The organism is uncultured Aquimarina sp. (genome assembly GCF_947492405.1).
In the GTDB taxonomy this organism is placed as follows: domain Bacteria; phylum Bacteroidota; class Bacteroidia; order Flavobacteriales; family Flavobacteriaceae; genus Aquimarina.
Map to the genome: position 1 here is coordinate 339,147 of NZ_CANLMP010000004.1, position 12,880 is coordinate 352,026.

Sequence of the window (12,880 nt, forward strand, 5' to 3'; positions counted from 1 at the left end):
CCTACTTAGCATATGAAAGGTATCGTGTTTACAGAATTGTTAGAATTGGTTGAAGACAAATTTGGTTTGGAAGTCGTAGATAAAATTATTGAACAATCTGCACTAGCTTCAGGTGGTGTTTATACTTCTGTGGGGACCTATGATTTTTCAGAAATGCTTAGTTTATTAACTCATTTAAGTGAGCATACCAGTATTAGTATTGATGATTTACTGCTGACCTACGCAGAGCATTTTTTTGGTGTACTAGTAGCTAGTTACCCAGGATTAATCAACAAATATGAAGATCCTATCGAATTACTTTCGTCTATCGAAAATCATATTCATGTAGAAGTACAAAAGATATATCCTGACGCTGAACTTCCGACCTTTGAAGTTTTAGAAAAAACACAAACAACTCTAATTATGATCTACAAATCCAGTAGAGCAATGTATAACTTTGGTTTGGGGTTAATGAATAAAACCTTTGAACATTATAACAATACCGCAACGATTCTTCTTGAAAAAATAAAAGAAGACGGAACCGAAGTTAAATTTAGCATCACCAAACATTAATGAGTAATGAGTTAGAAATATTACAACGCGCCTTACAAAGAGAAAAAGCAGCAAGAAAACAGGCAGAACAAATTCTTGAGGGTAAGTCCAAGGAGCTATACCAAATCACTCAGGAGCTTAAGGACGCTAATGCAAAACTCGAAGATGGGCTCACCGAAAAAACCTCAGAACTACAAGGTGTTTTCGGAAATCTCGTTGATGCTTACGTACTCATGGATATCTCTGGAAATGTGATTAAAATGAATCACTCGGCCAAAGAATTATTTGGTTATGACATCAATCAAGAAAAATTAAATATTGTAAAATTAATCTATAAAGAGGATTATGAATATGCTATGACCTCTTTTCAAAAACTAGTAGCCGAAGGATCATTCTCAAATTATCAAGCAAGAGTATATACCAAACATAAAGGAGTTAGAACCGTACATATTAATGCAAGTTTAATCCTGAACAACAAAAAACAACCCATTGCGGCACAAGGCATTGTAAGAGATATCACCGAAGAATTAGAACAGAAACAAATCTTTGAAGAACAGAAAAAACAATTATCAGCTATAGTAGAAAACTCTTCTTTGGGAATTGCGCTTACTCAATTCGGAAAAATTCTCCAAACTAATAAAGCCTTTCAAAGCTTACTAGGATACTCTAACGATGAACTCTTACAAAAAGAAGTAAAAAACATATCTCTAAAAGATGAATATCTAGAATCCGCTAGTAAAATGCAGCAAATGAATGATGGCGAGATTGATTATTTTTCTGTAAATAAACGGTATGTAAAAAAAGATGGATCCTGGTTTTGGGCTAAGACTAATGTCGCGGCAGTAAGAAATGAGGATGGAAGCATAAAATATCAGGTTGCTCTAATTGAAGATATCACTGAACAATTGGAGTTTGAAAAACAAAGAGATAAACTGGTTAAAAATCTAGAAAAGAGTAACAAAGAGCTAAATGATTATGCGCATGTTGTTTCGCATGATCTTAAATCCCCATTGCGTAGTATGAATGCATTGTTAACTTGGTTGCAAGAAGATTATGCAGAGGTGTTAGATGCTAATGCTCATAATTCTCTAAATATGCTGCTTAAAAAAGTAGATAAGATGGATCATTTGATTAGTGGTATTCTTAAATATTCTAGTATTGATAAAGTAAACCATCCTAAGCAAAATATTGCACTTCAAGATATTGTAACTGATATCATAGATGTAATACATATTCCTAATCATATTACCATAAAAATCATAACAGAGTTACCTGTTGTGATTGGAGATAAATTTAGTTTACAACAGTTATTCCAAAATTTACTAAATAATGCGGTAAAGTATAATGATAAAGAACAAGGCGTTATAACGGTTTCTTGTGAGCAAAAAGATGAGTTTTGGGAATTTGCGATAACCGATAATGGTGCTGGGATTTCAAAGAAATATCATGATAAGATTTTTCAGATTTTTCAAACTTTGGATGATAAAAATGAATCCACTGGAGTAGGATTATCTATAGTCAAAAAAATAGTGGATTTATATGATGGTAAAATTTGGCTCGTATCCGAAGAAGGAATTGGAACCACTTTTTATTTCACTTTAAAAAATAAGATATGACTGAAACACCAAATCTTATCTATATCAAAGAACTGGCAGCTGGATCCGATACTTTCGAGCAGAAACTAATCAGTATTGTAAAAAGAGAATTTCCAGAAGAACAAAAAGAGTTTCTTTCAAACTATAATACTAAAGCATTTGATAAAGCTGCAGAAAACGTACATAAATTGAAACATAAAATAGGAATGTTAGGGTTCGAAACCGGGTATCAGGTTGCCATTGACTTTGAAGAAGGATTAAAGGAGAATAATCCCTCTTTATTTGCAGAATTTATGTTAATTTTAGATGCTATAGATAATTTTCTTAAGACAATTTAAAAATAATCTACCTATATGAATTGTATAATTATAGATGATGAAGAAACTGCAAGAGCAATTATTCAACAACTTTGTTCACAGGTTGAAGAACTTAATGTTATTGAGGAATTTCCTAATGCAATTCAGGCAATTAAATTTTTAAACAGCTCAACGGTAGATCTTATATTTTTAGATATTCATATGCCAGATTTTACAGGATTTGATTTTATTCAAACCTTAAAAAATCCACCTAAAATAATATTGACTACCTCTGATAAAAACTTTGCTTTAGAGGCGTTTGAGTATGATTGTATTGTTGATTACCTGGTAAAACCAATAACGCTACCCCGCTTTCTTAAGGCAATTCAAAAAGCAGAAAGCTCAACTAAGAACACTACTACAAAAACACCTAATGAATCTTCAAAAGTGGCTTCTTCTGAAGAAAATGACCTATATATCAATATTGACCGACGACTCATTAAAATAGATATCCCTACCATTAATATTATTGAGGCCAAAGGGGATTATATCCTTATCAAAACTGAAAATCAAAACTATACCGTTCATTCAACTCTTAAAAAGATTGAAGAGAAACTCCCTGATGATCTCTTTCTAAAAGTGCATCGTTCTTATGTAATTAATATCAAAAAAATCATTGATATCGAAGATAACAGTGTCCTTATCGAAAAAGATGTAATTCCTGTAAGTCGCTCTAATCGTCCAGAATTAATGAAACGTCTCAATTTATTATAATCCATATCTGACCTTAACTTCCATTCATCTATAGCAAACGTCCAATGACCGAATAACAACCACTTTCATAGTACATATCAAGTAGTTTTGAGTATCTGAAACCCAAAATCTATTTGTATTATGAAAAAAGTTACTTTCCTATTAGCACTTCTTATCACAGCCTCTATAAATGCCCAACAACCTTTTGATTGTAATGAAGGTAATTTTTATCAAGTTATCTCTGGTGTAATGAAAGCATATGATCCTGTAACCGGATCTTACTCTGAGGCATTACACTCCTATTCTTCTTATAACGCTGGAGGATACAATGTTGTTGATAATTTTCTATATGCTATTAAAAAGAGTGATAAACATTTACTTAGAATTGGAAAAGACAAAGTAGTTGATCTTGGAGCTTTAACACCAGATGGCACGACGGCTTTTGGAGGTGGTTACGCTGCGGATGTAGATCCAGAAGGGAGTCTTTGGGTTTTTCAAAACACCAACAAAAAAACATTTCATAAAATAATTAACCTGAATGAATACAATGGTTCATCCTCTCCTGTTTTTGAGACCATTGAAGTTGATGTAGCTTCTCCAAGTACTTGTGCGGATATTGCCTATGTAAATGGAGCTTTTTATGGAGGGAGTAGAGGGAAATTATATAAATGGGATCTTTCCTCTGGTACTCCTGTGTTTACAAGCAAGCCAGTAGCCAATTTACCAAGTAGTACTTTTGGAGCTGCGTATGCAGATGCTAATAATCGTTTGTATTTATCCGACAATAACGGTGGATTATATCTTATCAATGATTATGAAAGTGCTACACCAACGGCTACTTTACTTAACCTTACAGAAACCACCAATTCTAATGACGGTTTTAAATGTGCTAGCGGTATTTCTCCATTAGATAAAGATCAGGATGGTATACTTGACTCTATGGATGCAGATGTTGATGGAGATGGAATTATAAACACTGTAGAATGTAATGGTATAGATCCATATGGCGACGATGATGATGATGATTTGTTCAATTATCTTGATAATGACTTTAGTGGCAATGGTGATAATGTTGTACAAGATGCCTTTGATAGAGATGGAGATGGCATGCCTGATTTTCTAGATATTGACTCAGACAACGATGGAATTTATGATATTGTAGAAGCTGGGCAAGATGACAAAGACACCAATAATGATGGAATATATAATGCGTTAGACACGAATTATGCAGATACTGATAATGATGGAATACCCGACGCTTTTGACATAGATCAAACCGGAAATATATTTATTCCGTTAGACACTGATAATGATACAATCTATGATTGCTATGATACAGATTCCGATAATGATGGTATTGTAGATATTATCGAAGGACAAAATAGCTATTCATATATTGAGTTGTCAAATACAGATGATGATAAAGATGGACTAGATGATGCTTTTGATACTGATTTTGGAGGTAACATAAACGGAACAGTAGATACTGATAATGATGGAATTTATGATCATTTGGATATTGATTCTGATAATAATGGGGTATTGGATACTACCGAAGCTTACGATAGTGATGGTGATGGAATTGCAGAAACAATTGCTTCAGGTAATGATTCGGATCAAGACGGATTAGATGATAACTTTGATTTAAGAAAAACTAGTTTTTCTCCCGAAAACGGAGGACAAACACCTGCTAGTTTTCCCATTCCGGAAATATGTGACAGATACAACTATTTAGGCGAATTTTCTTCTGATGGCACTCCTTTCTATTTAGATCAAAGGGATATGGTGAGCCAAGAAACGATTACAATGATTAATGATGCGTTACCTGAAGGTTATCCAGTACCTGATTTTAATCCACACTATATTTCATCTGGTTACGATACTGATGTTGTGTTAGAAGAAGAAGCTGATATTTGGATTACTTTTGTTGGAGAAGGCGCGGGATATAAAAATACTTTAGGGTTTTATACTTATGATATCAATGATCCCAGCCCATCAGTACCAGTTCCGGAAGATATTACTATTATTTTCCCTAATGTATCCGCAGTAGGAAGCGGCGGTAGTCTTGAAATTGGAGACAAGGTAAACATAGGGAGTTTTCCTCCTGATACAGGAATCGGATGGGTCTTATTAGCTAATGCTTGGTCAGATGGTTGTGTAGGGACAGGAAACTGGCAATTACATTCTAATCCAGATTATAACCCTGAAAGCAACCCTTCATTACGTTATCATAATGTACTATTATCTGATCCAGACAATGAAAGAATTATACTAGGATTTGAGGATATTAGAAGAGATTATGCTTCTTGCGATCAAGATTTTAATGACGCATTGTTTTATATAACGGCAAGTCCTTATACTGCTATCAAAACAGACAATTATGTTGGTATCGATACTGCAACAGATGTTACCTCAGCAAACGATGGTGGATTGGAAAGTAATGGTGATTTGGCAAGTTTAATCGCAAAACGAAATTTCAACAGAACAAAAACAAATTCAATCTTCAACACTAAAAAATTACAACAACCTTTTCAACCCAAGAAGAAATCTTATAAATCAGCAAATAATGATGACTTAAGTGCTTATTTCCCGGAAACTGGATTATTAGGTAATGAAACCACCTATGTATCTAGTCCTGAAGATTTAATCGGAATAACAAATGCCGAAGCTGTTTTTTCAGTTGATTATTACCAGGCGGATAGCAGAGTAGCTGCAGGGTTGGCGACAATAACCAAAGGTAGTATTTATGATCATTCTAAAACGATTTGTGATCGACTCAACAGCTCTAAACTATTAGATGTGAGAACCGTAATGATCAAAGGTCACACCATTATAAGCACTAAAATTCAGCGATCATCAGGAGAAATAGAATATGCACTGACGTTCTCTATCAAAGAAGAAGCATCAGAAAATGAAATCTATAGCTTATGGAATATCGCTGACTATCCTGAAGGTGATTATAAAAATTTCCAAGTTTGGGGTGGATCAGTATCTCAGGTAGCTAATATTGCAAATCACATTATAAACGAATTTGTTGCCGACAAACCATTACGCAGCCATGAAGTAATGGAGCGCGTTCCTGATGTTTTTGTGAAACAAGGACAATATTCTAATGGAAAATTAACATTACAAATGATTAATAAGCAAGGAGCAAGTCAAATGACTTTTACCAGTAATATCAGAAAAACTGAATTGTCTGAGGAAGAAAATAATATACAAACCGTGACATTATCTAGGTCATATCATGAACAAATTACTTTAGACACTGGATATTTATTTGATATTGGGTTTTCTATTCAAGGAGAAAATACTACCAAACGTGATGCATTGTATTTGGCAGATGGTCCTTGGGGAATAGATTTTCAAGAGCAAGGTGCTATTATCGAAAATTTTGAAGTATTAGAACATACACGCATAGAAAAAGAAGGTGCATATATAATTGAACGTAGTGCAACGGTAACAGGAGAAGTAAAAGAAACCTTAAACTTATTTAGAAATGTACTGGCTGGAGAGCTTACTTTAGATGTTTCTGACTATGAAGCACTACAATTTGAAATGAGTACTACTAAAGATGTAGAGGTGATTATGGTTACTAAAGATCTTACAGATTGGAACCATAGACTTAGATTCGAAATAAAAGCAAATCCAGAAAACAAAATATACACCATTAATTTTTCTGATTTTACTAATGGAAATCAATCAGTAACTAATATTGAAGACGTAAGAAGCATTGTGTTTTCTATACAAGGAGATTATCAAACCTTCTCCCCTTTTGGTATAAATATTCAGAACACATCATTTATACAATCTAATATACTAAGTACAGAAGATCAAAGTGCAGTCACAGTTACTAAAATCACTAATTATCCTAATCCATTTTCTATTACAACGCATATTAAAATACCAAAAACTGTACAAGGAGATATGATGATTACTGTAGTAGATATGTTAGGAAGAATTGTAAGAAACGAAAAGCTGCAAATGGTAACTAATGACGAAGCTGTTTTTGAATCCAAAAACCTAAAAACAGGAATCTATAAATACATAATAACCGATAGCAATAATATAAAATATCAAAGCAGTTTTATGAAAAAACAGTAAAGCTTAGTTTCAGGTTTGGGTTGATAGCGAGGATAAAATGATATTTTGTTCTCGCTATTTTTTTATTGAAAATTAAAGCTTGTGTTAGATTGGATCCAGTATCAAACATGGTAATTGCTACGGTTTATTTTTATTCTGAAAACTGAGCTAAAAAAGAACATTTTATTATAATACATTCAAAATGCAAGATGGTGAATAAACAGTAACAGATACAACACATTAGGTTTAGTTTTTAGCAAATTCAATTAGAGGATTTATATTTCCATTATCTGCTTCTCTTAATGCTGTAATATAATTTTTTCTTGTTTCGTCTGCCTTAACCATGTTTGACTGATGCCAAGTAAATATTTCTTTTCCGAAAAGAGATTCTATTATAATATCGGCCATCATCCTAGAATGCCTTCCGTTTCCATTAGGAAAACAGTGAATTGTCACAATTCTATGCTTAAATCTAATTGAAATTTCTTCTGGTGGGTACGTTTTGTTTTCTATCCAGTACTTTGTGTCATCCATTAGGTTTTTTAATTCTATTGGAATTTGTGACCATTTTATCCCAATATTCTTATCAGATTTCCTAAACTCTCCTGCCCATTTCCATACATCATCAAACATTTTTTTATGTAGGTCTTTTACGTACTTTTCTGATAATATTTTTTCCAATTTTAAATTTGCATGAATAGTCCATTCAACCGCTTTTTCAATATTTAATTGCTCAAATTCATCTAACTCTTTTTGTGTGGTTATTGTTTTTATTTTAAGTCCTTCTTTTTCTTCTTCGTCCAAAGGTGTCTGCCCATTAGCATATTTTAGATTTAATCCCATAATGACTTTCTCATTTCTCTTTTTATTTCATTTGTTAAGTCAATAATGGATTGATTGATTTTATCATTATGTATTCCTTGATCCTCTAGTTTCATATTTTGATGGGTTCTTAATACTATTTTTCGAGCCAATCTCTCAGCTTTTAAACTAATTAAGTTATCAATAGTTCCATCTTTTGGTACAAACCCGTATACAAGTTTTAGATCTAAAACTTTACCTACTTCTTTTAATGATTTAATTGATATCGTGCCTTTAGCTTCACTTTCTTCAATACTTTTTACACCTTGTCGCGTTATATTTAGTTTGTTTCCAAGTTGAGCCATAGTCATATTAAGAGTAGTTCGAATAGTATGTATCCATCCTTTATCTGGGATCAGAATCATTTCTGTTTCTTGAAAAGGTTTCAGTTTTTGATCCAGTTGTTCAATTAAAAGCTTCTTTTTATTTCTCATTAATCATATATTTTGTAAATATATAGGTTTACAAATTTACAAAAAAGTAAACTAAAAAATTTACAAAAAAACAAAAAAGTAAACCTTTAAGTTTACTTTTAAAGATATTACTAAATTGTAAGATATAAATGAATAAGGATAACTATGGAATATCTAAGGCTTCAACTTCACAATCCTCTTATCAAAAACAGGTCTTTCTAAGAAGTACCATTTCAGTTTAAAACCAAACTCAGTAAATTCAAATCCAGCAGCATTGGCTGAGGCTATATTGCTATACTTACCATAAACATTGGCCATAAATCGATCCGAAAACTGATGTCCTAGTTTTCCTTCTGCTCTAAATGTTGAAGAACTTGGATCGTCTTCTACAAATTGCTGACCAAGAGCAGCACTAGCACTATAAAACCATTGTTTTTGGGGATCGCTTACCAGCTCAACAAATACTTCTCCCAAATGAAACTGCTCTGGGCTAAAATATATCGTAGGTACTTGATCATCAAAAGAAATATATTGATAGTTGACCCCTGCTTTCAGCACAGGTTTATTCAAAAAAGAATAATATAATGATGTAAATAATAGGTTTCTGGTATTATCATCCGTTTGCGAGGTATGTATGAGTTGCGTATACCAACCCAGATTAATATTTGTACTCAGATTATAAGTAAGCACATAATTATTCATGATAATCTCTCTGTTCAATAGATCCGCATTAAAGTTTTGCAGCTCCCTTTTGTAACCGATATCTAAATTTTGTAATCTAAAAGGCTTAATTTTTAACAAGACCTCGCCAACAAGTGATGTAAACGTATTGGTAAATCCTTCGGCATTTGTGATTCCTAAAGTACCCATCATCGAAATTTTGCCATTCATTGTATAATCCATTCCCAATGTTGCATTGTGAGAAGTAGCTTCGTTTTTTAGAACTGTATTCTTTGTCTTACGATATGTATAATTCACAATCGTTTTGAATTTTGTCGAAAGTGGTATTTCTGAAGTCAAACCTACACTTACGGCCTCATTATCTCCATTATCAAAGGTAAAAGCAGTTTTTTGCTTTACAAAAGGAGTATGAGATTTTTTAAGTGTTTTGATTAATTTCTCGGCATCCGGCTGTTTTGGATACAACTGTAATGTCTTAAAAGCATATTCATAGGATTTCATATCTTCTCCTATTGCTCTATAGGCATTAGCAATTCCTAAATTACCATCAAACGATGTGGTATCTTTATCCAAAATGGTAGTATACGTATCTATACTATTTTTAAATCTGCTCGTATACATCCCGTAGGTTGCTTGCAAAGATGTTACTCTGGTTTCATTAGGATACATTAGCTTCAATTGATCTATTTGTTCCTTTGCTGCAGTAAACTCTCTATTCCATAATAATGCCTGGGTGTATCGCTCTTGGGTAGACAAGTACAGATCCTTATCCTCTTTATATTTTTCTGCTTTTGAGATAGCTGTAGTAGCTAGAGAAAGTGCTTTCTTTTCTTTATTATTTTTATGAGCTACCAAAGCTAAACCGTTTAAAGAAATGATACTATCTTTTGCATTAGTTGCTAAAGCGGTATATGTTTTTTCTGCAGCTACAAGATCATTACTTATTAGGTGTATGTTTGCTTTATTGAGCTGAGTATCTTTATCATTAGGAAAATCCAGTAGATTTTGATCCAACAATGTTAATGCCTCTGTATATTTTTTATCCTGGGATAGTACATTAGCATATCCTAACCGAATATATTTTCTTGAAATCAATGCATTTGGGTTTCCTTCTTTTAATTGTAATGCTTTGTTTACCCAATCTAATGCCCTTTTATATTTTTTTAGATTAGAAAGTGTATTCGCATACCCCAAAACTGCTGGGAAACTAGTTTTATTCTCCAGTGTTAGTATCTCATAATAGGATGCTGCTTCAGAAAACTGACTGTTCCATAGTAAGGATTCAGCATAATTTAGTTTGATTTCAAAATCTTCGGGATATTCATTTTTCAATATTGTAAAAATAGCAACAGCTTTTTCTGAATCTCCTGCTAGTCCAACAGCTCTTCCATAACAAAGTCTTGCGGTACGGTTTTCGGGAAAGGTTTTTAAAACATTTTCAAAAAAAGCTATGGCTTCTGTATAGTTGGAGGTTTCCAAATACGTAAAACCTTCTTGCATTTCTTGTGCATAAGAAAATAGTATAGATAACCAGAAAAATATAAAAGGTAGTAATCGAGACATAAGTATAGGCTATTTGGGTTTCTTTTCTACAAGGTAAGCATCTATTTTATGACCGCTATGACGTTCTCCATTTTTCCAACGGTACTATTTCGCAATTCGTCTACACCAAATTGCAACTCACCGAAATCCAAAACAAAACCCTACTTTTTACCTTCATATTTGTAGTGTTATTAACCTCAAAAATCAAAATAATATGGCACTTCAAATTAAAAACAACTACGGAATTATAGAAATAAGTGGAAGCATTGTAGGAGAAAATACAAGGTCTCTAAAACAGCATTGTGAACAGTTATTATCAAAATCTGACCAGATAATCTTATCCGTTGATCATGTTTCCAAAATTGACGCTTCTGGAGTACAAGTATTAACTACACTTTATAGAAATGCTATGAAGCTTAATAAAATATTTTGCGTCATAGGAAAAGAGAATAAAAATATTCGAAACGCCTTTGGAAAAGTAAACTACATCCTAAGAAGTGATTTTGTATAAAACATAAACCCAAAACACAACTATTATGAAACTACAAATACAAAATAAACTAGGAACCTTTGAAGTGAAAGGAAGTTTCACTTTAGAAAACACTAAAAAAGTTAAGGATCACTTTGATCATTTACTAGATCAATATGAAGAAGTGGTAATGTGCTTAAAAAAAGTGAATACTATTGATAAGAGTGCGCTGCAAGTTCTTATCTATTTACATCAAAAAGCTTGTAGAAGAAGTAAAATCCTTTTTGTCTTAGGAAAAGGAAATAGAACAGTAGTGAATGCTTTAAAAAAGAATCAACTTACTTATATCTTTAGAAATGACTATTAATACCTACATACCAAAACTAAGCGCCGAGCAAAAGTTTATGGGTAGTGTACTTATTGTTAATGGCGGTAATTATCTATATAATCTTTTATTAGGAAGAATTCTTGGTCCAGAACTTTTTGCAGATGCTGCATTATTGATCACCTTTTTATTAGTACTATCCTTTATAGCAATGACCTTTCAAATAGCTACCGCAAAATTTTCAGTATTATTTGAAAAGCAAGTGTTTACCACTTTTGTAAACATTAGTTATAGATATGCTACAATTACAGGAACAATATTGGGAGTATTGATAATTGCATTTGCCAAAGATTTACAGCAAATCTTTAACACACAGTCTCATTTGATGTTCACTATTTTTGGGTTTGGAATTCCCATTTACTTCATTATGAGCGTAAATAGGGGTATGTATCAAGGCAAAAAGAAATTTGATAATCTAGCGATCACCTATCATGGAGAAATGATGAGTAGGTTATTAATCACGTTAATCCTGATATATTTTTTGCCTTTTAAGCCCTCTATACTAATAGCAGTAGGCATCCTTATTTCTTTTGGATTTGGATTAATGCCATTTAGAACTAAACGTATTTCTATTCTTAAGAAACAAATACTATCAAAAGAACATTCAAAACACGTTATACAATTTTTTGTGCTTACCGCATTTTATGAAGGTACTCAGATCATTATTAATAACAGTGATATTTTATTGGTAAAACATTATTTTGATCTGTATGAAGCAGGGTTATATGCTTCACTGGCATTAATAGGACGTGTTGTATATTTTGTTGCGTGGATGTTTGTAATGCTATTATTACCAAAAGTCGTACAAAAACAGAAAGATGGGCAATCACATACGGCAATACTTTTTAAATATGTAAGCTATATTGTTTTACTCTCCGTTATTATAATTTCTGGATGTTATCTTTTCCCAAAATTGGTCATTGACTTGATGTTTGGATCCGATTATATGACTATTGCTCCATTACTATGGAAATATGCAGTGGCTACATCACTATTTGCGATATCCAACATATTTGCCTACTATTTCTTATCATTAGACAGATATATCCCTGTAGTGATATCTGGCCTTCTGGGAATATCTCAAGTGGTTCTCATTATCTTCTATCACGATTCATTAACACAGGTTGTGTTAATGCAAATCATAGCAATGGCAATATTACTGGTTGTACAATTGACATATTTCTGGGTTCAAAGCAAAAAGAAATAAAGGACACATCGTTATATTCTAACCACTCATCGAAACCTAACTGCAACTCATCGAAACTTACAGAATA

General features: G+C 32.6%; 11 protein-coding genes. 8 read left to right on the forward strand and 3 right to left on the reverse strand.

Features of this window, described 5'->3' with window-relative positions:
- The first annotated feature begins 12 nt into the window (after positions 1-12).
- From Q0829_RS16200 to Q0829_RS16220, 5 genes are all read left to right on the forward strand, one after another.
- Positions 13-552 (forward strand): heme NO-binding domain-containing protein, encoded by a 540-nt coding sequence (locus tag Q0829_RS16200; protein ID WP_298545048.1) that lies wholly within the window; start codon positions 13-15, stop codon positions 550-552.
- A complete protein-coding gene (locus Q0829_RS16205; protein WP_298545050.1) occupies positions 552-2,147 on the forward strand; it encodes a PAS domain S-box protein in 1,596 nt (531 codons plus the stop codon). Before Q0829_RS16200 ends, Q0829_RS16205 begins: the two co-directional genes overlap by 1 nt.
- Complete coding sequence (locus Q0829_RS16210) at positions 2,144-2,464, forward strand: Hpt domain-containing protein (protein WP_298545052.1); 321 nt, start codon at positions 2,144-2,146, stop codon at positions 2,462-2,464. Before Q0829_RS16205 ends, Q0829_RS16210 begins: the two co-directional genes overlap by 4 nt.
- A gap of 15 nt (positions 2,465-2,479) precedes the next feature.
- Positions 2,480-3,196, forward strand: a complete 717-nt coding sequence (locus tag Q0829_RS16215) for a LytTR family DNA-binding domain-containing protein (protein ID WP_298545055.1) — start codon at positions 2,480-2,482, stop codon at positions 3,194-3,196.
- A 120-nt stretch (positions 3,197-3,316) separates the two neighbouring features.
- Positions 3,317-7,276, forward strand: a complete 3,960-nt coding sequence (locus Q0829_RS16220) for a DUF4114 domain-containing protein (protein WP_298545058.1) — start codon at positions 3,317-3,319, stop codon at positions 7,274-7,276.
- A 225-nt stretch (positions 7,277-7,501) separates the two neighbouring features.
- On the opposite strand, the gene Q0829_RS16225 is transcribed toward Q0829_RS16220, so the two are convergent.
- The 3 genes from Q0829_RS16225 to Q0829_RS16235 all read right to left on the reverse strand — a co-directional run bounded on the left by Q0829_RS16225 (position 7,502) and on the right by Q0829_RS16235 (position 10,773).
- Positions 7,502-8,098 (reverse strand): mobile mystery protein B, encoded by a 597-nt coding sequence (locus Q0829_RS16225; RefSeq protein ID WP_298545060.1) that lies wholly within the window; start codon positions 8,096-8,098, stop codon positions 7,502-7,504.
- Entirely contained in the window at positions 8,089-8,550 is a 462-nt protein-coding gene (locus Q0829_RS16230; RefSeq protein ID WP_298545063.1) for a mobile mystery protein A, read from the reverse strand. Before Q0829_RS16230 ends, Q0829_RS16225 begins: the two co-directional genes overlap by 10 nt.
- Before the next feature lie 153 nt (positions 8,551-8,703).
- Positions 8,704-10,773 (reverse strand): tetratricopeptide repeat protein, encoded by a 2,070-nt coding sequence (locus Q0829_RS16235; RefSeq protein ID WP_298545065.1) that lies wholly within the window; start codon positions 10,771-10,773, stop codon positions 8,704-8,706.
- A 193-nt stretch (positions 10,774-10,966) separates the two neighbouring features.
- On the opposite strand from Q0829_RS16235, the gene Q0829_RS16240 reads away from it, so the two are divergent.
- The 3 genes from Q0829_RS16240 to Q0829_RS16250 are packed head-to-tail and all read left to right on the forward strand — an operon-like array spanning position 10,967 to position 12,813.
- Positions 10,967-11,263, forward strand: coding sequence for an STAS domain-containing protein (locus Q0829_RS16240; RefSeq protein WP_298545068.1), 297 nt, complete (start codon positions 10,967-10,969; stop codon positions 11,261-11,263).
- 25 nt (positions 11,264-11,288) lie between these two features.
- Complete coding sequence (locus tag Q0829_RS16245) at positions 11,289-11,588, forward strand: STAS domain-containing protein (RefSeq protein ID WP_298545070.1); 300 nt, start codon at positions 11,289-11,291, stop codon at positions 11,586-11,588.
- Positions 11,578-12,813, forward strand: coding sequence for a sugar isomerase (locus tag Q0829_RS16250; RefSeq protein ID WP_298545073.1), 1,236 nt, complete (start codon positions 11,578-11,580; stop codon positions 12,811-12,813). Before Q0829_RS16245 ends, Q0829_RS16250 begins: the two co-directional genes overlap by 11 nt.
- Positions 12,814-12,880 lie beyond the last annotated feature (67 nt).